General features: G+C 49.8%; 23 protein-coding genes and 1 riboswitch. Of the genes, 6 read left to right on the top strand and 17 right to left on the bottom strand.

Translation table 11 applies throughout. The features are described from left to right. Positions 1 to 65: 65 nt before the first annotated feature. Entirely contained in the window at positions 66 to 1049 is a 984-nt protein-coding gene (locus tag MKX98_RS22500) for a Gfo/Idh/MocA family oxidoreductase (RefSeq protein ID WP_339218447.1), read from the top strand. A 192-nt stretch (positions 1050 to 1241) separates the two neighbouring features. Then, entirely contained in the window at positions 1242 to 2204 is a 963-nt protein-coding gene (locus tag MKX98_RS22505; protein WP_339218448.1) for a Gfo/Idh/MocA family oxidoreductase, read from the top strand. Positions 2205 to 2343: 139 nt separating this feature from the next. On the opposite strand, the gene MKX98_RS22510 is transcribed toward MKX98_RS22505, so the two are convergent. The 5 genes from MKX98_RS22510 to MKX98_RS22530 form a co-directional block, all read right to left on the bottom strand. After that, positions 2344 to 3768: an NAD-dependent succinate-semialdehyde dehydrogenase gene (locus tag MKX98_RS22510; RefSeq protein ID WP_339218449.1), complete on the bottom strand. Its 1425-nt coding sequence runs from the start codon at positions 3766 to 3768 to the stop codon at positions 2344 to 2346. A gap of 178 nt (positions 3769 to 3946) precedes the next feature. After that, positions 3947 to 4918: a siderophore ABC transporter substrate-binding protein gene (locus MKX98_RS22515; protein WP_216531794.1), complete on the bottom strand. Its 972-nt coding sequence runs from the start codon at positions 4916 to 4918 to the stop codon at positions 3947 to 3949. Positions 4919 to 5117: 199 nt separating this feature from the next. Further along, the gene (locus tag MKX98_RS22520; RefSeq protein WP_076325073.1) at positions 5118 to 5876 is read right to left on the bottom strand and encodes an ABC transporter ATP-binding protein; all 759 of its coding nucleotides are present in this window, start codon (positions 5874 to 5876) and stop codon (positions 5118 to 5120) included. After that, complete coding sequence (locus MKX98_RS22525; RefSeq protein ID WP_071219986.1) at positions 5873 to 6820, bottom strand: iron chelate uptake ABC transporter family permease subunit; 948 nt, start codon at positions 6818 to 6820, stop codon at positions 5873 to 5875. The genes MKX98_RS22520 and MKX98_RS22525 overlap by 4 nt, the downstream gene beginning before the upstream one ends. After that, entirely contained in the window at positions 6810 to 7763 is a 954-nt protein-coding gene (locus MKX98_RS22530; RefSeq protein WP_071219984.1) for an ABC transporter permease, read from the bottom strand. The genes MKX98_RS22525 and MKX98_RS22530 overlap by 11 nt, the downstream gene beginning before the upstream one ends. A gap of 530 nt (positions 7764 to 8293) precedes the next feature. Here MKX98_RS22530 and MKX98_RS22535 point away from each other — a divergent pair. Both MKX98_RS22535 and MKX98_RS22540 read left to right on the top strand, forming a co-directional pair. Further along, positions 8294 to 8896 (top strand): nitroreductase family protein, encoded by a 603-nt coding sequence (locus tag MKX98_RS22535; protein WP_194543645.1) that lies wholly within the window; start codon positions 8294 to 8296, stop codon positions 8894 to 8896. 185 nt (positions 8897 to 9081) lie between these two features. Beyond that, positions 9082 to 9184, top strand: a riboswitch (TPP riboswitch). Positions 9185 to 9267: 83 nt separating this feature from the next. Then, the gene (locus MKX98_RS22540; protein ID WP_220684540.1) at positions 9268 to 9873 is read left to right on the top strand and encodes a Ykof family thiamine-binding protein; all 606 of its coding nucleotides are present in this window, start codon (positions 9268 to 9270) and stop codon (positions 9871 to 9873) included. A gap of 72 nt (positions 9874 to 9945) precedes the next feature. Here MKX98_RS22540 and MKX98_RS22545 read toward each other — a convergent pair whose 3' ends face one another. After that, on the bottom strand, positions 9946 to 10044 hold the full coding sequence (locus MKX98_RS22545; protein WP_194543647.1) for a YjcZ family sporulation protein: 99 nt from the start codon (positions 10042 to 10044) through the stop codon (positions 9946 to 9948). A 117-nt stretch (positions 10045 to 10161) separates the two neighbouring features. Then, positions 10162 to 10860 carry a nucleotidyltransferase domain-containing protein gene (locus MKX98_RS22550; RefSeq protein WP_194543648.1) on the bottom strand — a complete coding sequence of 233 codons (699 nt, stop codon included), beginning with the start codon at positions 10858 to 10860 and terminating at the stop codon, positions 10162 to 10164. Between the two features lie 159 nt (positions 10861 to 11019). On the opposite strand from MKX98_RS22550, the gene MKX98_RS22555 reads away from it, so the two are divergent. Further along, entirely contained in the window at positions 11020 to 11727 is a 708-nt protein-coding gene (locus MKX98_RS22555; RefSeq protein ID WP_233355013.1) for a class I SAM-dependent methyltransferase, read from the top strand. A 184-nt stretch (positions 11728 to 11911) separates the two neighbouring features. Continuing rightward, positions 11912 to 13162 carry a methyl-accepting chemotaxis protein gene (locus tag MKX98_RS22560; protein ID WP_339218455.1) on the top strand — a complete coding sequence of 417 codons (1251 nt, stop codon included), beginning with the start codon at positions 11912 to 11914 and terminating at the stop codon, positions 13160 to 13162. Positions 13163 to 13361: 199 nt separating this feature from the next. On the opposite strand, the gene MKX98_RS22565 is transcribed toward MKX98_RS22560, so the two are convergent. The 10 genes from MKX98_RS22565 to MKX98_RS22610 all read right to left on the bottom strand — a co-directional run bounded on the left by MKX98_RS22565 (position 13362) and on the right by MKX98_RS22610 (position 23314). Next, positions 13362 to 13922 carry a histidine phosphatase family protein gene (locus tag MKX98_RS22565; RefSeq protein ID WP_339218457.1) on the bottom strand — a complete coding sequence of 187 codons (561 nt, stop codon included), beginning with the start codon at positions 13920 to 13922 and terminating at the stop codon, positions 13362 to 13364. Then, positions 13919 to 14383, bottom strand: a complete 465-nt coding sequence (locus tag MKX98_RS22570; protein ID WP_339218459.1) for an NUDIX domain-containing protein — start codon at positions 14381 to 14383, stop codon at positions 13919 to 13921. Before MKX98_RS22570 ends, MKX98_RS22565 begins: the two co-directional genes overlap by 4 nt. A gap of 2 nt (positions 14384 to 14385) precedes the next feature. After that, positions 14386 to 15093 carry a class I SAM-dependent methyltransferase gene (locus MKX98_RS22575; protein ID WP_339218461.1) on the bottom strand — a complete coding sequence of 236 codons (708 nt, stop codon included), beginning with the start codon at positions 15091 to 15093 and terminating at the stop codon, positions 14386 to 14388. A 107-nt stretch (positions 15094 to 15200) separates the two neighbouring features. Next, entirely contained in the window at positions 15201 to 15749 is a 549-nt protein-coding gene (locus tag MKX98_RS22580) for a nucleotidyltransferase family protein (RefSeq protein ID WP_339218463.1), read from the bottom strand. A gap of 411 nt (positions 15750 to 16160) precedes the next feature. Continuing rightward, complete coding sequence (locus MKX98_RS22585; RefSeq protein WP_074961828.1) at positions 16161 to 16346, bottom strand: hypothetical protein; 186 nt, start codon at positions 16344 to 16346, stop codon at positions 16161 to 16163. Between the two features lie 246 nt (positions 16347 to 16592). Beyond that, complete coding sequence (gene rbsK / locus MKX98_RS22590; protein WP_339224545.1) at positions 16593 to 17504, bottom strand: ribokinase; 912 nt, start codon at positions 17502 to 17504, stop codon at positions 16593 to 16595. Between the two features lie 22 nt (positions 17505 to 17526). Beyond that, positions 17527 to 19647, bottom strand: coding sequence for an ADP-ribosylglycohydrolase family protein (locus MKX98_RS22595; RefSeq protein ID WP_339218466.1), 2121 nt, complete (start codon positions 19645 to 19647; stop codon positions 17527 to 17529). Positions 19648 to 19708: 61 nt separating this feature from the next. After that, on the bottom strand, positions 19709 to 20863 hold the full coding sequence (locus MKX98_RS22600) for an ADP-ribosylglycohydrolase family protein (RefSeq protein ID WP_339218468.1): 1155 nt from the start codon (positions 20861 to 20863) through the stop codon (positions 19709 to 19711). A gap of 13 nt (positions 20864 to 20876) precedes the next feature. Next, on the bottom strand, positions 20877 to 22370 hold the full coding sequence (locus MKX98_RS22605; protein WP_339218470.1) for an extracellular solute-binding protein: 1494 nt from the start codon (positions 22368 to 22370) through the stop codon (positions 20877 to 20879). A 71-nt stretch (positions 22371 to 22441) separates the two neighbouring features. Further along, entirely contained in the window at positions 22442 to 23314 is an 873-nt protein-coding gene (locus MKX98_RS22610; protein WP_339218472.1) for a carbohydrate ABC transporter permease, read from the bottom strand. Between the last annotated feature and the right edge of the window lie 7 nt (positions 23315 to 23321).

A 23321-nucleotide genomic window follows, 5' to 3' on the forward strand; every position in this document is an offset into this window, starting at 1 on the left:
GGGGATAAGGAGGATACACCTCTGGTGGTTATCCTTTCTCATCTTTTGTAGAAGGAGAGAAAGCTATGAAATTGGGAGTAATCAGCTTTGCGCATATGCATGCGTACAGTTATGCCAAAGCGCTGCAGGGGATCGAAGGCGTAGAGATTGTCGGCATCGCCGATCCTGTAGAGGAGCGCGGACGGAAATACGCCGAGTATTTCAGGACAGCCTATTATCAGGATTATCACGTGCTTCTTAGTCAAGGCCTGGATGGCGTCATTGTCACCTCCGAGAATGTCCATCATAAGGAGCACGTGCTTGCCGCGGCTGCAGCCGGGGTGCATGTGCTCTGCGAAAAACCGCTTTCGACCAATATACAGGATGCACAGGATATGATTGATGCGTGCAAAGCAAGCGGGGTGCTGCTGCAAACGGCATTCCCCGTGCGTTACAATGCCACGGTCGTTCGAGCCAAACAGATGGTCGATGAGGGAAAATTAGGCCGTATTCTGGCCATGAAGGGGACCAACCGCGGGCGAAATCCCGGCGGTTGGTTCATCGATCCCAAGCTGTCCGGCGGAGGTGCCGTCATGGATCATACGGTGCATGTCGCCGATATCATGCGCTGGATTACAGGTGCCGAGGTGAAAGACGTGTATGCCGAAGTCGACCATCTCATCTCGGAATCCCCTATCGATGATTGCGGCATTCTGACTATGGAGTTCCATAATGGTGTGTTTGCCACGCTGGATTGCAGCTGGTCCCGCAACAAGGAGTTTCCGACATGGGGCGACGTGACCTTAGAGATTGTAGGCTCTGCCGGGACCCTTAGCGTTAATGCCACCAGCCAGAAACTTCACGTATACACCGATGATTCCGGATACCGCCATCATGCATGGGGGGATAGCATGGATGCCAGCCTGATCAGGGATTTCGTATCTTCGATTTCCTCCGGCGCAGCGGAAGCATCCGTCACTGGTGAAGATGGGCTCAAGGCACTTGCCGTGGCCGTAGCCGCCTACCGGTCATCCGCGAGCCATCGGACAATCGCGTTGTCGGAGCTGTAATCATTAACCGGCACAGAAGTCGTACTCGTGGTATTCGAGAAGGTCTTCTGTGCTTTTTTTCATAGCGGATCCGTTAATCTAAGTTCAAATGAAGCTTGAATAATATGGATAGCGGGGCTATAATCACGTGTGAGTAATCGAGTTACCGGAACATGAAACCAACATCCTATACGATCAGGAGTGAGGCAACCTATGATAAAAGCAGGCGTGCTTGGAGCGGGAGGCATGGGCGCGGTCCATATCAAAAACCTGCACGGGAACGAACACGTTCAGCTGGCTGCAATATGCGACACCAATGAAGCGTTAGCGCAGCAGCAGGCCGAACTGTACGGCACAGCTTATTATACGGACGGCAGCACGATGCTGGAGCAAGAGCAGCTGGATGTGCTGTATGTATGCATTCCGCCATTTTGCCATGGTGATATCGAAGAACAGGCAGCCGCAAAGGGCATTCACCTGATGGTGGAGAAGCCGCTGGGGCTGGACGCCCAGTCTGTCCGACACAAAGCCAAAGTCATAACTGAAAGCGGAATCATAGCAGCTTCCGGCTACTGTCTGCGCTATCTGGACACCGTTGCGATCGCCAAAGATTTTCTAAAGGACAAAAAAATCGGTATGGTTCGCGCCCACTACATAACAACACCTGTACCGACTCCTTGGTGGCGCAAGAAGGCATTATCCGGCGGGCAGCTGGTTGAGCAGTCCACGCATACCATGGACTTGGTTCGCTATCTGTGCGGCGATATCACCCGCCTGTATGCCGATATGAAGCTGCTGCTGGTGAATGACATTCCGGACCTCGACATTCCGGATGTAGGCGCCATCCAGTTCGTGTTAGATTCTGGAGCCGTCGGCCATATGCAAACTGGATTTATCCAGTTCGATCACCGCAGCGGAATCGAGATCATGGGGCGCGACTTCCGGGTAGTGCTGGACGGAACCACGCTCTCCATTGTAGACAAGGAGAAAGAAATCGTGTACCGCAGCAAATCGGACTTTTACAAAAACTTAACCAACGCCTTGATTGACGCCATTCGTAACAACGATCCGAGCCTCGTGCTGGCATCTTATGAAGACGGCTTCAAGACGCTGGAAGTGACGCTGGCCGCCAATGAATCCGCGGAAACCGGCCAACCGGTCATCCTGCAATCATAATAAAAAAGGGGCATGCTCGTGGTCTGTAGACCTTGAGCATGCCCCTTGATTTTGGGTTCGTATGGTGTGACGTAGTCTGATAACTGCTCAACAGCTCACCCGTTTCGCACTATAGCGTAATGATGTACTCGCCCCGCTCTTATAAACCAAGCGAAATGTACTTCACCTCCAGGAACTCATCCATTCCGTAGTGCCCGCCTTCCCGGCCTAGTCCACTCTCTTTGAATCCGCCGAACGGCGCTTGCGCCGTCGAAGGAACGGGATCATTCACACCCACAATCCCGTAGTCCAGCGATTCCGCAATGTTCACCGCTTCGCCCAGATTCTGCGTAAACACATAGGCAGCTAATCCATAGGGACTGTTGTTGGCACGCTGCACCGCTTCGTCTATCGTTTTGAACGTGGTAATCGGGGCAAGGGGGCCGAAGGTTTCCTCGTTCATGCATTCCATGTCGTCGGTTGCGTTCATAATGACCGTCGGCTCAATATAATTGCGGCCCAGCTCCGGTAATGCTTGACCTCCTGCTAATATGAGGCCGCCCTTCCCTTCCGCGTCCTTGATCTGCCTCACGACTTTATCCACAGCGTCCCGGTTAATCAAAGGGCCGATATCGACGCCGTTATCCAGTCCATTTCCTACCTTCAATTGCTTCACTAGCTCAGCAAACTTCGCGGCAAACTCCTGCGCAATCCCTTCCTGCACATAAACCCGGTTAGCGCATACGCAGGTCTGTCCCCCATTGCGGAATTTGGAGGAGATTAATCCGGCAGCCGCTTGATCCAGATGAGCCTGGTCCGTTACGATAAACGGCGCATGGCCGCCAAGCTCCAGCGATATTTTCTTGACGTTAGCCGCAGCTCCGGCCATCAGCTGTTTCCCCACTTCGGTTGATCCTGTAAAAGACAGCTTTCTTACGCGGCTGTCTGCCTGCCACACACCGGAAATGTCGCTTGAAGCTCCGGTTACGATGTTAATGACCCCGGCTGGAATACCGGCCTGATCGGCAAGCTCCACCAGCTTGATGGCCGTGAACGGCGTCTCGCTGGATGGCTTGATCACCACGGTGCAGCCGGCGGCTAGAGCAGGCGCCACTTTGCGGGTAATCATGGATGCGGGGAAGTTCCACGGCGTAATCGCTGCTACGACGCCTACGGGTTGCTTCGTTACAATGATGCGCTGCCGGCTGGATGATCCGGGTATAGTCTCGCCGTAGATTCGTTTGCCTTCCTCCGCATACCAGGACACAAAGCTGTTGGCATATTGTATCTCGCCCGCTGCTTCCTTAAGCGGTTTCCCCTGCTCTGTGGTCATAATCCGCGCCAAATCATCCGTGTGTTCCGCTATGAGCTGATGCCAGCGGCGCAGCAGTTCTCCCCGCTCATTCGCCGTTCTGCGGGACCATGCGCAAAACGCATCGGCTGCCGCATCAACGGCAAGCCCGGCTTCCTTCTTGCCGGCCCTGGACACGGTACCTATTACCTTCCCATCCGCCGGATTATATACGTCCATCTGTTCTTCGGTCTGAATCCATTGTCCAGCAATATAGATTTGATTACGAAACATAGTAGGACCTCCTCATCGTCTCATCATGGCTGTGAATGCTTGTTGATCATCAACTGCTGCGGTCATGATCCGTCCTTCTTATTATCCGTTACCCACTTACCCTAATGCAAAAAAATAAAACACTGGAGCTTTATACGAAAGCTCCAGTGTTTCCTATATTCATAACAATTCGCTAAACTTATTTAATAGCTGCGTCTACTTCCGTGATCATTTCGGATACCGACGTCAGACCGCCGCCGGAAAGATACCAGAAATCCGGGTTCAAGTAAACGATGTTACCCTCTTTTGCCGCGTTCGTTGTATTCACAAGCTCGTTCTCAACAACCGCTTTAGCACCTGAAGCTCCTTCGCCCGTGGCAACCGCTGCACCGCGGTCGACAACAAAGAGATAATCCGGGTTCATCTCAACGATGTACTCATTCGAAATGTCTTTACCATGTGTGCTGACTTCGATGTTAGGATCTACAGCTCCGAAACCGAACACGTCATGCAGAATGCCGAAGCGGGAACCCGGTCCGTATGCACTGATTTTGCCTTCGTTAGCCAAGATGATCAATGCTTTCTTACCGGTAGCTGTAGCTTTCTCATTCAATGCTTTGATGTTCTCGTCAATCGTAGCAAGCTCTTTTTCAACTTCTGCTTCTTTACCAAAGATTTGACCCAGCGTGTTCATGTTTGCTTTAAAGGATTCCATGTATTTGCTTGTATCAACACCCAGGAAGATGGTTGGAGCAATTTTGCTGAGCTCCTCATACGCATCTTGCTGTCTGCCGGAAATGATGATCAGATCCGGGTTAATGCTGTTGATTTTCTCAAAGTCAGGCTCCTTCAGACTGCCCACATTCTCGTATTTCTTGTCTTCGAATTTGGACAGGTAGGCCGGGATGTTCGCTTGTGGAACGCCCAGAACCTCAATACCTAATTTATCGACAGAGTCCAGGATACCAAAATCGAAAACAACAACGCGGGAAGGATTCTTCTTAACAGGCGTTTCACCCAGTTGATGGGTAATCGTGATTTCTTCAGTGGCAGCCGGTGGATCTCCAGCTGCATCTCCGCCACCCGTGCCGCTTGTTTTATCGTCTTGACCACAAGCCGCGAGTACGAGCGTGAACATTGCTACCATAAATAAAGCCAACCATTTTTTCATTATTTACACCCCATTTTTTATATTTAAAAGCTTCTATAATTCAACATATATTTGAATCTATGGTTGAATATGTAATTCAATAAGAACAGATTAAATCATGCCGTCCTATATCCAAGGCAGCCCTGTCCTTGTATTGGATAAGGATTCCGTGCTGTTATCTTCCAGAATCCTTATCCTCCACTCTCTCATATCATGTCACTTAGCCGTAGTATACGCACACCCGATTGTCATTAATCTCTTCGATCTCAATGTCCATGTCATAGATTCCGCGAAGCACATTGCTCTGAATGATATTCTCGGTCTTCCCTTCGCTTTCAATGGCTCCATCCTTCAATGCCACGATGTAATCCGAATAGAACGAAGCGAAATTGATGTCATGAATAACGATGACAATCGTCTTGTTCAGATCAGCGACAAGCTTTCTGAGAATCTTCATAATCTGTACGGAGTGTTTCATGTCCAGATTGTTCAGGGGCTCATCCAACAGGATATACTCAGTATTCTGGGCGATGACCATCGCAATGTAAGCACGCTGGGTCTGGCCGCCGCTGAGCTGATGAAGATATTTATGCTGCATATCCCCAAGCTCCATATAAGAGATAGCCTCATCTACGTATTTCTCGTCTTCCGCGTTCAATCTGCCCTGAGAGTAAGGAAAACGACCAAAGGATACAAGCTCACGCACCGTCAGACGGAGGCTGATATGGTTGGATTGTTTCAGAATCGAAACCTTCTTCGCCAGATCGCCGCTCTTCCATTGGCTAACCTCTTTACCGTCCACCGTAATTTGTCCGCTGTCCTTGCCTGTTAATCTGCTAATCATGGACAGCAACGTACTCTTGCCGGCACCGTTCGGACCGATAAAGGAAGTGATTTGACCTTTCGGGATCGTAACGGACACGTTATCAACGACTTTTTTGCCGCCATAGACTTTCGATACGTTCGTAACCTGGATCATGCTTTACTCTCCTTTAGTAGCAGGTATATGAAGTAGACACCGCCGATGAAGTTGATAATGACGCTGAGCGTTGTAGAGAACGTGAACACCCGCTCTACAACCAATTGACCGCCGACCAGCGCAATAATGCTAATCAGTATGGATGCTGCTATTAAATATGAATGCCTGTATGTCTTCATCACTTCGTAGGCAACATTGACCACCAGGAGCCCGAGGAATGTAATCGGACCTACCAAAGCGGTAGCCACCGAGATCAGAACGGCAACCACAATCAGAAGCCGCTTCACTACATAATCATAATTGACGCCGAGGTTGATCGCCTGCTCACGACCTAGTGCCAGCACGTTCAGGTACTTGGCAAATCGGGCAAAGTACAGCAAGGTCAGCGCTACGACAATGACGGAAAGGACCAGAAGCTCGGTCTTCACATTGTTAAAGCTGGCAAACATTTTGTCGGCTACAAACTGGAACTCGTTCGGGTCAATCAGCACTTCCATAAAGGAAGACATGCTGGAGAACAGGGTTCCGAAGATCATGCCAATCAGCAGCAGGAAGTAAATGTTATTCCCTTCCCTTTTGAACAGAATCTTATATAACACTCCGGCAAACAGGATCATCGCGCCGACGTTGATCAGAAAGTTAACGTTGCTGCCCAGTTTGTACAGCGTGAAGGATCCGAAGACAAAGATGACGGTGGTCTGGATCAGTATATATAAGGAATCTAATCCCATAACGCTAGGCGTCAGTATCCGGTTATTCGTGACCGTTTGAAACACCGTGGTAGACAGAGCAATCGCTCCGCCGGTCAGAATAATGGCAAGCACCTTCTTGATTCTCCTCGGAAGCGCGTAATCCCAATTGCCGCCAAGATCAATGAACAGAAAGACTGCCACCAGGATGATTGCCGCTGCGGCCAACAGGCCGAGTTTGGCTTTATAAGTCATAAGCCTTTCTCCTCATCAGTAAGAAAATGAATATACCGCTTCCGAGTACGCCCACGGTTAGACTAATCGGAATTTCATAGGGATAAATAATGATCCGGCCCAGGATGTCACAGAACAGTACGAAACCGGCCCCCAGCAGCGCGGTATGCGAAAGGCTTTTTTTCAAATGGTCTCCTAAGTACAAACTAACAATATTAGGTATGATCAGACCAAGAAACGGAATCACGCCGACCGTCAGCACGACGGAAGCCGTAACCAGCGCCACGATGACCAGTCCCAGATTCACAACTCTCCGGTAGTGAAGGCCCAGGTTGGTGGCAAACTCCTCTCCCATTCCGGCCACCGTAAACTTGTTGGCGAACAGATACGCCAGAATCACAAGCGGGATACTAAGATAGAGCATTTCATACTGGCCCTTCATGATCATGGAAAAATCACCCTGGAGCCATGCGGACATATTCTGAATAAGATCATATTTGTATGCAAAGAAGGTGGCGATCGAACTGACGATATTACCGAACATCAGCCCTACGAGCGGGATGAAGATCGCATCCTTGAACTTAATCCGATCCAGTATCTTCATGAAGATAAAGGTTCCTGCCAGAGCGAATACAAATGCCACAAGCATTTTGATAAGCGGTCCGCTTGTCGTGAAGACGAGCATGGCTACCAATATCCCCAGTCTGGCAGAGTCCATCGTACCTGCCGTGGTGGGCGATACGAACTTATTGCGGCTGAGCTGCTGCATGATCAATCCGCAGATGCTCATGCTGACACCCGCCAATATGAGACTGACAAGCCTAGGAATCCGGCTGACAAGCATAATATGCTGTTGTTGTTCTGTCATCGAGAACAATTGCAGTGGCGAGATATCCTTAACTCCAATAAATAATGAGATTATCGAGAGTACCACAACGGCTGCAAATAAGTATCTAATCTTCATGGCTCTTCCTTCTATGCGTATGTCTCTAAATACCCGGGATCATGCAATTTTCGTCACCATTCTCATTGAGATTGATTATCAATCGCGTTCTGATATGCATTATATCATCCTCATTCTGGCTCGACAAGTATAATTGAGAATCAAAATCAATTAAATTGTTCATACAAGTATATTTTGTTCATGAATTGTTCATAATATGAAGTTAGGTGGAGACATAGCTTTTATCCTCAGGACAGAATCACACTTTGGTTAAGTCTCCCTTTAATGCAGCTTCTGCAATAATGAGACTTCTCTAAAAACGACTGTTTCAATTCTTATTAAATGGATAAGAAAAATTATATAAATTCGTTGACAATTCCTCTAAGTTATATTAATATCCTAACAGAATTATTATTTCTAACTAAACGTAAGTTAATGTGGAATAATAATTGGTTTTATGGCTAATAACGAAAAATGCATATTTGCTTGTAGTAAGGGACATCTTCTAATCAGGCGTATGCAAATTCGATTACACCAGGAGGTTTTTTTCAATGTCTAAAGATTTTTCAGCTGCACTCAAAAATCGCCGTTCTTATTACGGGATTAGCAAAGAATCCGTTATCTCGGACGAGCGTATTCAGGAAATCGTAAACGAAGCGGTTAAATATACTCCGTCTTCTTTCAACTCCCAAAGTGCACGCGTCGTTGTATTGCTTGGCGAACAGCACGATAAACTGTGGAACATCACGGAAGGCATCCTGAAGGAAGTTGTTGGCGATGAAGAAGCATTCAAATCCACTGCCGACAAAATGGCTTCATTCCGCGCTGGTTACGGTACGGTACTGTTCTTCGAGGACAATAACGTCATTGCCGGGCTGCAACAAAGCTTTGCCGCTTATGCCGACAATTTCCCGGTTTGGTCCAACCAATCCAACGGCATGCTGCAATTTGTAGTATGGACATCCCTTGAAGCAGAAGGTCTGGGCGCATCCCTGCAGCACTACAACCCGCTGATCGACGAAAAAGTAAAAGCCGAATGGAACGTCCCGGAAAGCTGGAAGCTAATTGCTCAAATGCCTTTCGGTAAGCCGGTTGCTGAACCAGGCGAAAAAGAATTTGCACCGCTTGAAGATCGCGTGAAAGTATATAACTAATCAAACAGATGAAAAAAGCCGCCTCCCTAAGTTCCTGCAAATGGGACAGGCGGTTTTTTTTATAATGGGCAAAGATTGAAAAACCGATGGCAAAACGATACAATTACACAGGTAAGAACCCTCGAACTTCTACGGTAACATGAAGCTCCGGGGCAAATCTTGCGGTAACCAACTACATAAGATGTTGGCTGTACTAGGGGTGCCATGTGCTGAGAGACGGCGGGCTGCCGTTAACCCTTATCACCCGATCTAGGTCATACTAGCGTGGGGAAGTGTAGCATTTATGTTTATTTCTTTTCGTAGGCATAACTGCACCTTCTTCATGGGGTGCGGTTTTTTTGCGTGGACTTATATAATGGGGAGGAAATGAAATGAATGAGCTTATTTGCGGAACCAGCCGGATCGTCGGATGCCGGTTCTCGGTATTTCCCATGACAGACCGGTTTGTGGAGGTCATCCTGGGCGCGCTGCAATCTGTGGATGCGGGAAAGGTGTGGATTCAGACAGACGATGTGAGCACTTGTATTCGTGGACGTGCAGAGCATGTCTTTGATGTTACAAGAGCGATATTCGCCCATGCTGCGGCGAGTGGCGTGCACACTGTTTTTAATGGCACTTATTCCATTGGCTGCCCCGGAGATACGGACGCCGATGTATATATGACTGAGGATTCAACCCGCTTGAACAACGACATCGGAGAACATGCCGATATGGAGACTGCCTGCCAATTCGCTCTTTACCCCATGGGTACGGACAACTACATGGATGTCATCTACGGTGAAGTAAATCGTGCGAAGGCAGCCGGTACGTTCGCCGGAAGCGTTCATTACGCCAGCCGGTTGGACGGTTCCTTATCCCGGGTGTTCGGGTCTCTTGAAGAGGCGTTTTTGCATGCGATCCAATCCGACAGCAGCCATCTGGTCATGACTGCAGTGGTGTCCGCTCACAGCCCCTCGGTTAAAGCCGCATCGAATTGAGTTCGATTGAGGCAGACAAAAGCCCGGCATGCGCCGGGCTTTTCTGTCACTACTGCCAAGAATCTTGACGGTTTAAACCCAAGCACTCAAGATGATTACGAGCAGGATAAAGAGAACCAAAATAATTCCTACTGAATTGCCATATTCACCGCCGCCATATACTCCGCTCATGAAGATCCCCTCCTGGATTTAAAGTATGCCGTGATGTAATCACACTATTATAGTATTTCCTGCGCCTTGCTAGCGTCACGGCTAATGTACCTCTCTTTATCTATTGGCATCGATATTTTATTCCTCATAACCGATGAGAAGTTTCCCTCCGTACGGACGGAGCATTTCCTCGGTAAATGCCATTAGAACAGAAGGATCATCTTGGCGATACATCGCCGCGAGCGCTGTTTCCAATCGCTCTCCTAAAATTGTGTCAAAGCGGTTAAACAGGCGGAACAGCGTTTTCCCTTCACCCGTCCACTCCCGGTTCACCCTAAGTACAAAATCACAGAGAATCGCGGCTATTTTGTGCACCGTAAACCATTTTTCACCATCGCTTCGGGGACTCTTCAAGTCCAGCATGTACTCGGTTAGCACATAACGGTAGTCGTTAATATCGGTTATCGTCAAGGGCAGAGGTCCGTAATCCAAATCGCTTTGGGCTTCCGTCCGCACCTCTTCCCCCTCGGGCATAAGGCGCAGCACCGTCCCTTCTGCGATCATCCGCTGAAATGACGGATTCGCCGCGATCACTCCCTCGTCAAAATATTCGCGATAGGAGGATAAAGACAATATAAAGATTTCCGCGATCCATCCATGCGCCTCTATCGTCCTCCTGCTGAAATCATGACCCTCTCGTTCAAGGACCATAATGTCCAAATCGGATTGTTCATTATATTCGCCTCTGCTCGCGCTGCCGCCAAGCACGGCAAGCAAACAGTCGGGATAATCGTGTTGAATGACGCGTTCCGCTGCCTCTACCGGTTCCATCCTCATGACGTTTCCTCCATTATGACTCTGATCCTCCCGAAAAAAGGGCTCAAAATATCTAATTCAGCTAAAACCCTAAACGTACCTGAATCATATGGTAAATAAACGATTACCCTCATGTTGATGACAAGGGAAGAAGGGATAGATGAGATGAACTACATTCATATGCTCTCTAAATTAGGCATGGGCAGTGCCCACCCGGGAGGATTCGAGGCAACCCTCAGAATGCTGAAGAATTATCCCATTCAACCGGGCAGCCGCATTCTGGAGGTGGGGTGCGGAACTGGCAGAACCGCATGCCATCTTTCAGAGATGGGGTATCAAGTGACAGCTATTGATCTGAACGAAAATATGATCAAAAAAGCACGAGCACGAGCCGAAGCGATGGAAATCGACGTGCAGTTCCATCAAGCCGATGTATGCGCATTGCCTTTCGAGGACAATCAATTTGATCTGATCATGGCCGAGTCTGTTACCGTATTTACGGATACTTCGAAGTCGCTGCCCGAATATTACCGCGTTCTGGATCGCGGAGGCGTCCTGCTGGACAGAGAATTACTGCTAGATAAGCCCATGCCGGAAGCAAAGCTTCAGGAACTGCTCGAATTCTTCGGAATACCTAATCTGATGATGAGAGAAGAATGGGAGGAATCCCTCTTGGCTTGCGGGTTTAAACAGGAAGAAATTCTGGAGTACAATCACTTCAATGAGCAGTTAAAGGAAGAGCAGACACGTCATCTGGATACATTTGAACAGCGCGATAAAGGACTCCTGTTCGATGTTGCGCTCTGGGAAACGCTGTTCAAGCATGATCGCATGATTCTGGATAATACCGATTATCTCGCTTCCGCCTTATTCCGGGCAGTAAAATAGAACCTTTTCACATCTATGCATCAAGTGGGGATTCGCATATTTGCTACGTATCCCCTCTCTTTCCTCATTTTCAGTTCTTTCGACCTAATCCAACACTTTTTGTCAATTCGTTCTATCTAGTTTTGCCCGTCGATGCTATAATCATGGTAAATATATCCTATGTTGTTGAGGAGGACTCATTCTTATGGCATGGTTCAACAGACTCCCTATTTCACGAAAAATTACTGCAGCCTGTTTTCTCATTGCCACTTTGTTTGCGGTTCCAATGCTGCTTGCGTTTATTCTAATGGGTAAAGCAATCATTGGCGTGGTCATCGTGGTGGTACTAACAGGTCTTACTTTTCCTCTTTCTCGTCTTATTGAGAAAACGCTTACTAACTCCTTTGCGGAAATCTCCAGCGTTTCTGCCAAAATCGCTAAAGGCGACTTCACCTTCCAGGTAGAAGAGGTTGGGGGCATGAACGATCTAAGCAGAACATTCAACAGCATGGTGGACAAGCTTCGTAAAATACTGCAGGAAACCTCGGATATTACGCGTCAGGTCATGACCTCAAGCTCCAATATCTCGATTAAAAACCAGGAGCTCATTCAAGTGATGAATCAAGTCTCCTTATCTTCCAATGAGCTGGCCATCGGGGCTAACGAAATTTCGGAAGACGTAGCCGAAATGACACATTCCATTGGCGAGATCGAGGAGAAGGTCAGCAACTATACGCATTCAACCCAGGAAATGAATACCCGTTCGATCGAAACGCTGGGACTGGTAGAGCAAGGAAGGGACTCCGTCGCCAAGCAGTCCGCAGGAATGCAGCGTAATATTGACGCAACGGCCAAAGTCGCGGAGTCCATTGATGCACTGGCCCGGAGTGCCAGAGGAATTACCCAGATCACGGAGACGATCTCGGAACTTGCCGATCAGACCAACTTGTTATCCTTGAACGCATCCATTGAAGCGGCAAGAGCAGGCGAGCACGGCGCCGGCTTTGCCGTTGTCGCCCAAGAGGTGCGTAAATTGGCCGAAGAATCCACGTCATCAACACGGGAAGTATTCAATCTCGTACGGAGCATCGAATCGGACGTGAAACATGCCACCCAGAACATTAAAATTAATGAAGAGGTCGTCAGGCAGCAAACCGAAATGATCCGTGAAGCTGAGCTGGTGTTCATGGAGATTGTAAACAGTGTGCAGTATATTTCGGAACAGATCGCCGCTTTCTCCAAGGAGAGCGAATCCATGCTCGAAAGTGCGAAGAGCATTTCTTCCGCGATTCAGAATATATCGGCGATCACGCAGCAATCCGCCGCAGGAACGGAGCAGGTGTCGGCATCCATGAATGAAGGCATCTCATCGATCCAGAAGATGGCCGAGGAAGCGGAAGCAATGAATAATGCCGTTTTCCGGCTGCAAAAAACGATCAACATTTTCAAATTTTAAGTAAGGTACACGCTACATAATGTATACGCGCTTTCGAAGCGGCAACGAGCCGAAATGCAAAAAATGGCTGTGCTAGGATAACATCCTGAGCACAGCCATTCTTCATTGGACACATTTTCGAGTATGACGAACCGTCCGTCAAGTGAGCAAACCGTCGTAGGGAGCAGCCCCCTTTTATATCATGCAGAGTACTCCAGCCCTATGGCTCGTTCCATAACCGCGCGATATTCACGAGCCGCCCTTCCTCAAACTCGGCTCGGTAAATATCCGGCAGCGTCGTACCTAGCCAGAAATGATAATCGAATCGTTGATCATAATGCTGCAGCATGAGTGTCATAATGTCGCCGTGGGTGCCAATCACGACAGACTTTCCGATATGTTTATTCAGGATTTCCTTTAGCACCTGGACTGCTCGGCTTTGCACGCTTTTGCTGGATTCCCCTCCGGGGAAGGAGATAGTTGGATCCTGAAAAAGGATCTTCTTGGCATCGAGGAAGGAATGCCCCTGAAAATCCCCGACCTTCCGTTCCCTTAAGTCCTCTTGCTCCGTAATCGGCAATCCCAAAGCGTCCGCCAATGGTTGAACCGTATCCTTGGCTCGCTTGTAAGGGCTTGATATGATAGCGTCAATCCCTTCTCCCAGGAGCACATCCTTGACTCGAACCGCAGCGATGGAACCCTCGGCGGACAATCCCCGCGACCTTTCCTTCCCCTCGAGAAATGGAGAGTCCGCATGCCGCACAAAATAGAATGTCGTCATCCTTCAACCTCTGCTTCTTTCGAAGTCTCACCCTTTAATACAGGCTCCATCATCATCTCTACAAACGGTGTTAACGGTAACAAGCCCAATGACTCCAGGGGAATCCATTTTGCTCCTAATGAGTCCTGACCGTCTCCCTCCGTTTTGATTACGGCTTCCTCATTCAGCAGCTCGACATCATACATAATACCGATGTGATGCAGCTCTTCCATCCGATTCGCTTCATACTGGTATACGATCGTGTAGGATACAGCCGTCCGGATACTGCCCTTTATTGGAGAAAGCCCGGTTTCCTCTATAAATTCGCGCTGCAGCGTATGCTCCGGCTCTTCTCCGAACTCAATGGAGCCGCCCGGTAAATCCCACTTCCCCTTGTGCGGCCCTCTCGCTTTCTGGATCAACAGGATATGATCATGCTGAATTAATACTCCATAAACGCCGAGATGCGTATGTTTCACCACAGTTAACACACTCCTTTTCTTGCAGTGAAGGTAATCCATTGACTTCGAAAGAGTATGTCTCTCCCATCCTTCACTTCTTGAATATCCTGCTGCACCTGACGCCTCGTTAAGATCTCCCATTCCGAATACAGGTCATCGAGCATGGAAAAGGCTCTGTCTGCGGACAGATTCAACTCGATTAAACCTTCCTCCTCCAGGCCCGTTTCCTGATCGATTTCCTTCACCTCTGTGCTCATCATGATGCAGTGTATGCCCTGGTGCACGGTTCCTGCCTTCATCTGTTCGATCTTGGATACGAAGGCATCCTCGGAGCTCATATGCTCCAGGCATGAGCATGCGATGACGTAATGATAAGTATCCACGGCAATGTCATAGTGCTCTACGTCTGCCACAATGGCCTCAAGGTTGGAGCTTACGCCATGTAGTACCGCATACTGCCGCAGCTTCTCGACTGCCGATGGCAGCAGATCTACGCAGACGACCTGCCCGTTCGCCGCTAGGATCCGCTGCGCAACCGGGATACTGTTACGCCCGACGCCACAGGCCAGATCCAATACCCGCGTCTCATGAAACGACAATAATTCCAGATGATCCAGGACCGTCTGCACGGGCTTGGCTAACCAGCTCCCAGGCTGAAACAATACGGTTTCTTCGTACAGAGTCTCGTGATACAATATTTCCTTTTGACGTGCGCGGTTGAATATGTCCATTCGATAGCCCCTTGTTCCGGCCGTTATAAGGCCTACCTATAATTTCAACACGGACAGCCGATTTCCTTGCTCACCGCAACTCCTGCTAGGATATAGGGTATCCTTATCTAATCATCGCTTATCGTTAGCTGCGGCCACTGATCCTTCCATTGCTTCTTCGCCACCCGATCCAAATAATAGCTCCGCTTATGAAAGTTAGGACTTCTGCGAACCCGAAGCGCAAATAAATCATCCAATCCGTAAGGACAGCAGAGCTCAAGCGCTCCTTCGATGTTCAACCTTGCTCCGACCGCGGTCGCCGTCTCCGGCCAATAGGTTAACGCTGCATGGGTCGAGTTATAAGGCTCATCTCCATTCTTCACATGCATTCTGGCTTGATTCTTGACTGACCATTTCGGGTTCGCCGTTGTTGTTCTAAGAAGCTCTTCCAATCGAATATCCCGCGCTTCAGACACATCTTCCGGATCGAAATACACCACATCAATATCCGTATGTCGATCCGTCCCTTCTAACCCATGAAGCAGGTCCCACACATAATTTCGAATGTAGCCCGCAGCAATATAGCATTGCGGCAGTCCTAAGTCGCGAACGCTGCCCAAATCCGTCATCAATTGCTTATGCCGGCTTATGTATTCCTTTAACCGCTCCTCTAACATCCATCCACCTCCAGTAACCTGATGTTATTCGCCGCCCACTTGTCATTCATTTTCCATAGGTTGTTACATTGGCTAGCCGCAACTTGAATATGAGCGTAACCCTATAATCCTGTATCCGTGAAAAAAAGCATAGACCGCTTCACGAGGAATACGGTCTATGCACGCTTTTTGGTAAAACTATTATATTCCACATAATCCCTGAACGGCAAGACAGGCAGGGATTATAGCCGCAGCGGGTGCCACCCGAGCTGCATGCCGGACAGAAACCTGAGCATGCACACTAACAGCTGCTGAGCCGGTTTGATTGCGGTATGTTCCTGTAAGGGAGCTTAAGAAACCGTATTTCGAGTTATGCGCGAGATTTACAAGATTATCCCATCGTTCGTGCAATCAAGGCCGCTGTTGTGACAACTACACAGCCGCGTCAACCCGCTCCTGCGAAGCGCCGTCACAGCGCTTGCACACTTTCAGGGCAGTCCCGTCCGATTTGGTCCGGGGATACAACAGTTTAGTCCGGGTACTCTTGCACACCGGGCATGTACCGCGGGCGCGAGTTGGTAGGTTCCACAAGGATTTGCCTCTTTTTTGTTTTGCCATGAAGATACCCCATTTCATAGATTCATTATCATCACTCTTACATATATGAAAGGGTTCGGCAGAACATGTCGGGCAGCTCCATTTAGATCTCACATGACATGGTTCACAATCACTGCAGCCTCATCAGGTCCGGAATGAATGGCGGATCGTCGTCATCGTACGCCTATCGCGCATATTTGAAATGCGAGGGGGAATATAACAAAAGCGAGAAGGCAACAAAGACGCCTTCTCGCTTTTTGCAACGAATTATTTATTTATAAAAGCCATAATCTCTTCCTTGGACGGTATAGAGGCTTGTGCGCCTGGCCGGGTTACCGTCAGTGCAGCCGCTGCAGTTGCAAACTGAAGGGCCTCTTCCATCTCCTGTCCCTCCGTGCAAGCCGCCGCATAAGCACCGATGAAGGTATCTCCTGCCGCCGTGGTATCCACGGGTGTGACACGGAAAGCCGGAACGGTGAAACGCTCACCTTTGGCATTCCCATAGAAGCAGCCCTGCTCACCAAGGGTGATAATCACGTTGGAGGTGCCTCTGCCGATGATCGACGCTGCCGCTGCATCCGCTGTAGCAGCGTCCTCCACCTTCAGGCCGCTCACCACTTCCGCTTCGTTCTCGTTCACAATTAATGTATCGATCAGCGGCAGCACGTCATGAGGGACCTCTCGCGCAGGCGCCGGATTCAGCCAGACTCGAATGCCTGCCTTGTTGGCCGATTGGATAACGTACTGCGTCGTCTGCCACGGAATTTCATTCTGCAGCAGCACGGCATATACTCCATCCCATTTCACCACTGCCGCTACGTCTTCTTCAGTCAACTGCCCATTGGCTCCTTCCGACAGCACAATATAATTCTCGCCTTCCTCGTTGACCGTGATGATCGCCATCCCCGAGGTGCCTGTCTTGGAGAGGACGGAAGTAACGCCAACGCCTCGTTCCTCCAAAGAAGCAACCAGGGTCTTCCCAAATGGATCAAGACCAACCGCGCCGACCATGGCACAATCAACACCTGCCGAGGCTGCCGCCACCGCCTGATTCGCCCCTTTCCCCCCAGGAAAAAAAGAGGTTCCTCTGCTATGAATCGTTTCCCCGGGCCGGGGGAACTGCCCTACAGTACTCACAACATCCATATTAATGCTGCCAATGACAACCAGCTTGCGCAAAGATAATCCGCTCCCTTCTCTCTTATACCGACTTCGGCTCTGATGTACGAACACGAACATCCTTGATCTCATTCTCGCCGTCATCCAAGCAGCCAAAGCCGAACATGCCATGTCCATAAGCGGTTTCCTTGCATTCCAGCACATTCTCTCCATTAATATACAAGATGAACCGATCCTTCTCGGACACCAGCTTCAGGCGGTATTCTTGACCCAATGCCCAATCGTATCTTGCAGTAATCAGACGCTTGATCCCGAAATCCTGTTTGATAAACGATACGGAATTGGGCCCGTCGAACCCGGCCAGATAATGACGCATGACGCCCTGCGCTCTTGTAATCAGACAATGGCTGGTGCCGGATATCGGTTTGATGGTCGCTTCAATCTCCATATCTTCAGCATAGTAATTGCCGGAATAGGACGAGGTATCTCCTTGTGATGTACAATGCATCGTTCCATCACGCAGCTCCCATGTTCCTCGATGATGCGAGAATGGCGTGATCGAAGCGAATTCTTTGGCTTGCTTGGCAAAATCGATCGTATAATCCGCAGCTCCCGTGATGCGGAATTGCCCGACGAACAAACTTCCGATGGCACGATTCAATAGCGGCGACGGGCTCTCGAGTATCCAGCCGATCTCATCAATCATGGCACCTTCCGTATCCGGAATGACGAATTGAACAGCGTTCCACTCTCCGCACACGGGAGTAAACGCAGCCATACGCACGTCCTCCTGCGTATAGGTATTGCGTACATACGGAGTCAAGGTAATTGGTTCGCCTTCCCACTGATCCACATAAATGTGGGCGGATACGGTCTGCCCGCTGTAGGCCAGAGGGGCAAAGGTCGGCTTATATTTCTCATCGTTAAACTCCGCCCGGCGATAGAACGGTTTATAGTAGATCTTGCTGCTGTCCCCTTCCACCAGTCTGTCAAAAACCACTTCCAGCGATCCTCTGCTATCATACGTATTTTTGGTTGAATGGCGCAAGACAGGCGTCTTGAACGAGTTGCTTGTCCGGAATCCATGCGTAGACCCCGGCAGGTCGAAATCGAAATACACCTCGCCCTGCCTCACCCGACGTGCCAGCTCTTCAGGTGCTTTCTCTCCGTTGAGGCGATAGCCAAGCAGTGCAAGCTCTTTGGCGAATGTCGGAAAATCCACCAAATTCAAATAGCCAGACACGCTGGAAGCCACGATGAAGTCATTGATCGGCTTGCGGTAATGTTCGGGAATACCCGCCAGACCTCTGTAAACACCGAGGATCGTTCCCACATTGCCTGCATTGCAATCGGTGTCCCAGCCGCACATCGACGCGATCTCAACCGTGCGCGCATAATCTCCCTCGCCATACAGAAGGGCAAGCACGCACACACCCGCATTCGGGATAATATGGCATACGCCCGTATATTTATCGTATCCCCAATGGTCCTCCAAGTACTGGCGACAAGCGCGGAAATCCGAGGGCTGCTCCAGGTGGAAGTCCATGACGGCGTGGACCACGCGCGCATAGGTGGAATCATCCGGAATCATGCGCAGGCCTTCCGCAATAATCTCATCCATGGACGAAGCATCAAAGGCTTTGGCGATGCAAGCAGCCATGAAGCGGGCACCATACAGCCCGTTGCCGTCGTGGGAGACGCTGGCCGCTTTTTCCGCGTAATCCGCCGCTTTCTCCGGTTGCCCCGGGAACAATAGTCCCCAGGAATCGATGAAGATCTGGCCGCCGATCTGCTCCGCCATCTCCGTGCCGTTGACCTCGATCGAGCCCGAACGAGGGGCCGGAATGCCTTTGCGCAGATTCACATAGGCGCGGTGCTCGGTGCTGATATCCTCACCGCCCCACCAGAACATGCCGATCCCTTCCCTTGCGTAATTAAGCCATGCTTTGCCCACATCCTCCGGCTCAAGCTCACGGTCTGTCGCATCGTCATACAGCGCACGGATAAAGAAAACCGGACCGTTTGCGTCATCGTCGGCGGCAAAAGTTGTATATGGCTTCACGTAATCCCGTATATCGCCGTAGACGTCCCGAATGCGTTCATACGTCCAAGCCACCGGTTCGATGGGAGCACCGAGCCTTATGCCAATGTTCATACCGATGAATCCCGCATATACCGTCTCTACATAATGTCTAGGTATCATTTGCTCTCCCTCCTATTCAAAGCATTTTCTCTATCCGTTGTGGTTCTTATTGCTGTTAAAGCTAACGACTCACTATGGCCTTCCGAGACTCATTGATGCGAATATCCTCCTCAATGATCTTAGCGGCAATGCCGCTGAACCGATCAGCGATAGCGCACAGGTCCAAGCGGTTCACCTTATTCAGCTGCTTAATATCTTCCTTGCGGATAACCTCGCTGCCATACATGGCGCCCAGGATCACCCCAGCCATGACGCCGATCGAGTCGGTGTCACGTCCGGAGTTAACCCCGTCCAGAATCGAACGATAGTAATCACCGTCATTGAGAACGATAAACGCCAGTGCCATCGGCAGCTCTTCAATTGACCATAGGCGGCTGGGCGTATAATGGTTGCTCGGGATGCCAACCTTGTCGATGTGGCGGCTCACGTCATCGCCCATCGGCGAATATTTAAGCATGATCGCTTGAAACACTTCGATCACTTTGTCCATGTCATCCCGCTGATGCCGCATTTCGCGGGCAGCTTGCGTCATTTCCACAATGGCGGCTTTCGTGCCGTCTTTCGCCAGGCTGATGGCAGTGCGGACAATATCGTCCACACTCACCCCCGGCTCAAACGCCTTCGCCACGCAAGCGGCCAGAACGCCCGCGGCTTCCAGGCCGTAACTGCTCTGGTGACCCATCGCAAACAGGATGGCTTCATCATAAGCCGCCTTTGGATTGCCCGCATTGACGATCCCGATCGGGGCGATGTACATCGCCGCCCCGCAGTTCACCATATTCCCGATGCCGCCTTCTCTCGGATCGCAGTTGGCCAGCACATGGCGCATGAAGATATATTTTTCCGGATAGAACAACCGGTCAATGATCAACGTTTCCTCATTCAGCTCAGGGACAAACGTCTTGCGGAACGCGATCTCCTTCACGAATTCATTGCCCATATCATAGGCATCCAGATGCCTGCCCTCGGTAAGATACACGTTCATGAGCGCAATGGTCATCAGCGTATCGTCCGTGACAATGCCATCGCCTCTTACACGGCCAAGCCGAGCGTCGGGGGGCAGATCCATCTTATGCCATCTTGTCATGAGGGATTCCACGCGTCCGTACTTGGACTTGATCTCCCCGTACGTCAATTTCTCGATTGGAGCTCCCATTGCGTCTCCGAGCGCGGTGGATATCACCACGCCCCTCACCCGGTCACGAAATGAAGTCATAGTTATAGGCTCCTTACTTGATGTTTTCGTTGGCGTATTTCGTTATCTCTGCCCCGCCTGCAGCATTCCAGGCTTCAACGAATTGGTCGAATTGGGACAAGTCCTTCTTGCCTGTAATAAAATCCGTCGAATATTCCTTGTACAGATTGTTCATCGCGTCCCAGTTCGAAATGAATTGCTCAGGGATGATGAAATTATTGTCTTCCGTGTAGAATTCGCCAGCCATTTTCAACGATTCGGTTCCAGGCTCACCCAATAGCGGCGTTTTCAAAGGCGTTTCGGATTGGATCTCGGTCGGTTCCCAGAAACGCGCATACCATTCGCTGTAGTATTTCTCGTTCAGCTCGATTTCGCCGTCAACCACCTTGTAATGCTCCTCTTCGAAACCGAGGCGGTCCAGCATTTGCCCCTTCGGACTTGCAAGGTAATCGAATACCTTGAACGCTACGTCTTTATGCGGAGATTGCGAGGAGATCGCAAGTCCTCTGGATTCCTTCGTAACATCGGTGGCCCCGAAGCCTTGAGCCTCGCCTTTAGCAGGCGGGAGCACGATCAGATTGGCGTCATCTCCGCCGAGTTCCTGCATTCTTCCGTCATACAAATCGATGATTTTGCCGGCTGTGCCCGTAATAATGGCAGCCTCACCTTTATAGAAGGCGTCTTCCTTCGTATCCCACTGCTTCGTAATGAATTGCGGGTCCAGCAGCCCTTCCTTGTAGAGCTTGTTGTAGAACGTCAGCTTTTCTTTCTCCTTCTGGGAAACCTTGGAGTACTCATACGTTCCGTCTTCCTTCTTAAGCCAAGTCGTATCTAAACCGAAAGCCGTATTGAAAATAAAGTTAATCTCAGCAATATCGCCTGCTGCCGTCAGCGCATAACTCGGCTTGCCTTCACCCGGCTTCTTCTCCACCAGTTCCTTGAAGAAGGCATAATAATTGTCGACGGTCGGGTTCTCCATCAGGGCCTTGGAGCTATCCATGGCATTAAACCAGTCGGCCCGGATGACCGGGGTCTTCGGGGCGAGCGGTTTGATCCACAGCAGATACGGATAGCTTGCCATCCGCGTTTGGTTATGCGGCTCGATGATATCTTTAATGTAAGTGGATTTTTCAATGTAAGGCGTCAGATCCTCCAGCAGGCCTTGTTCGGCAATTTGCTGGTCGCCGCCCTGGAAGTAGATGATATCCGGAATGGTTCCGCCTAACAACAGCAGATTCAGGTTCTCGGCATAACTGCCCTGTGCCAGATCAACAAGTTCGAATTTCACGTTCAATCCTTCGTCTTCGGCCAGGGATTTCTCCAAGGTCTCGAAGAATTTAACCGAAACAGGGTTCGCCGTTCCTTCATCCTTATACACGATCTTCAATGTAACGGGATCACCGCTCCCATCCGGCTGGGTAGTCCCGGGTTCAGTTTGGCTCGCTCCCGGCGTGTTTGATTTTGATGTGCATGCCGACATGACCATAACCAGCATGGCAACGACGAGTAAAAGGCTTAATTTTTTCATGTTCATCTTTCTCCCCTTTTTATGAATTTGAACATTTATGCCTTATAAATAAGCTGACTTCGCCTTCCCGCTTAATCCTTCACTCCGCCCTCCAGTTCGCCTTTGGCGTAATATTTCAAAATGAACGGATATAGGAATAACAGCGGCACAATCGCAATCATGATCGTACCTGCCTGCAGGGAAGCAAAATCAAAGTTGATCGAGCTGTCGAACATGTTCTGGTTGCCGATCAGGGACGTATTGTCCTTGCGGACAACGAATTGTCTAAGCACGACCTGCAGCGGCCATTTGGTCGGGTCCGAAATGTAGAGCGTCGCTCTGAAATATTCATTCCAATGGTACACTCCGTAAAACAAGCCCAAGGTCGCCAGCCCCGGTTTGGACAGCGGCAGTATGATTCGGCTGTATAAGCGGAAATGACCTGCGCCATCGATTCGGGATGCCTCCAGAATCTCCTCCGGTATGTCCTGGATGAACCGCATGAGAATAAAGAGATAGTACACGTTGATCGCTTTGTACAGGATCAGTGATGTTAGCGTATTCATCAGTCCGAGGTCCTTTACCAGCAGGTATTCTGGGATCATGCCCGGCTCAAACACCATAATGACGATCAGAAAAAACAACACGACCTTTTTACCGATAAATTCGGTTCTGGCCAGCACGTACGCCGCCATGGAGGTTAGCAGCAGATTCAGGAATGTGCCTGCTACGGTAATCCATACGGAATTCAGAATACTGCCTGTAATCAAGGGATTGGACATTAACAGTTGGTAATTGATTGTTGAGAATCCCTTCGGAAAGATGTCCAGTCCACCCATTAGATGGGCTTTGCCGGGATCGGTTAAGGACAGCGCCAGCAGATTCAGGAGAGGAACCAATACCATGAGCGTAAACACGAACAACATGAGATAAATGACGATTTTGGATATTTCCAGCCGTCTCACCCTTAAA

Origin of the sequence: Paenibacillus sp. FSL W7-1332 (assembly GCF_037969785.1) — a bacterium.
In the GTDB taxonomy this organism is placed as follows: domain Bacteria; phylum Bacillota; class Bacilli; order Paenibacillales; family Paenibacillaceae; genus Paenibacillus_AQ.

What these genes read in the sequence shown, in the direction of transcription:
- MKX98_RS22560 (WP_339218455.1), top strand. Translation starts at nt 11,912, where the DNA reads ATGGCATGGTTCAACAGACTCCCTATTTCACGAAAAATTACTGCAGCC.
- MKX98_RS22510 (WP_339218449.1), bottom strand. Translation starts at nt 3,768, where the DNA reads ATGTTTCGTAATCAAATCTATATTGCTGGACAATGGATTCAGACCGAA.
- MKX98_RS22525 (WP_071219986.1), bottom strand. Translation starts at nt 6,820, where the DNA reads ATGACTTATAAAGCCAAACTCGGCCTGTTGGCCGCAGCGGCAATCATC.
- MKX98_RS22530 (WP_071219984.1), bottom strand. Translation starts at nt 7,763, where the DNA reads ATGAAGATTAGATACTTATTTGCAGCCGTTGTGGTACTCTCGATAATC.
- MKX98_RS22575 (WP_339218461.1), bottom strand. Translation starts at nt 15,093, where the DNA reads ATGGACATATTCAACCGCGCACGTCAAAAGGAAATATTGTATCACGAG.
- MKX98_RS22550 (WP_194543648.1), bottom strand. Translation starts at nt 10,860, where the DNA reads ATGAGGATGGAACCGGTAGAGGCAGCGGAACGCGTCATTCAACACGAT.
- MKX98_RS22595 (WP_339218466.1), bottom strand. Translation starts at nt 19,647, where the DNA reads ATGATACCTAGACATTATGTAGAGACGGTATATGCGGGATTCATCGGT.
- MKX98_RS22600 (WP_339218468.1), bottom strand. Translation starts at nt 20,863, where the DNA reads ATGACTTCATTTCGTGACCGGGTGAGGGGCGTGGTGATATCCACCGCG.
- MKX98_RS22540 (WP_220684540.1), top strand. Translation starts at nt 9,268, where the DNA reads ATGAATGAGCTTATTTGCGGAACCAGCCGGATCGTCGGATGCCGGTTC.
- MKX98_RS22555 (WP_233355013.1), top strand. Translation starts at nt 11,020, where the DNA reads ATGCTCTCTAAATTAGGCATGGGCAGTGCCCACCCGGGAGGATTCGAG.
- MKX98_RS22565 (WP_339218457.1), bottom strand. Translation starts at nt 13,922, where the DNA reads ATGACGACATTCTATTTTGTGCGGCATGCGGACTCTCCATTTCTCGAG.
- MKX98_RS22580 (WP_339218463.1), bottom strand. Translation starts at nt 15,749, where the DNA reads ATGTTAGAGGAGCGGTTAAAGGAATACATAAGCCGGCATAAGCAATTG.
- MKX98_RS22515 (WP_216531794.1), bottom strand. Translation starts at nt 4,918, where the DNA reads ATGAAAAAATGGTTGGCTTTATTTATGGTAGCAATGTTCACGCTCGTA.
- MKX98_RS22585 (WP_074961828.1), bottom strand. Translation starts at nt 16,346, where the DNA reads ATGGCAAAACAAAAAAGAGGCAAATCCTTGTGGAACCTACCAACTCGC.
- MKX98_RS22545 (WP_194543647.1), bottom strand. Translation starts at nt 10,044, where the DNA reads ATGAGCGGAGTATATGGCGGCGGTGAATATGGCAATTCAGTAGGAATT.
- MKX98_RS22520 (WP_076325073.1), bottom strand. Translation starts at nt 5,876, where the DNA reads ATGATCCAGGTTACGAACGTATCGAAAGTCTATGGCGGCAAAAAAGTC.
- MKX98_RS22500 (WP_339218447.1), top strand. Translation starts at nt 66, where the DNA reads ATGAAATTGGGAGTAATCAGCTTTGCGCATATGCATGCGTACAGTTAT.
- MKX98_RS22535 (WP_194543645.1), top strand. Translation starts at nt 8,294, where the DNA reads ATGTCTAAAGATTTTTCAGCTGCACTCAAAAATCGCCGTTCTTATTAC.
- MKX98_RS22505 (WP_339218448.1), top strand. Translation starts at nt 1,242, where the DNA reads ATGATAAAAGCAGGCGTGCTTGGAGCGGGAGGCATGGGCGCGGTCCAT.
- MKX98_RS22605 (WP_339218470.1), bottom strand. Translation starts at nt 22,370, where the DNA reads ATGAAAAAATTAAGCCTTTTACTCGTCGTTGCCATGCTGGTTATGGTC.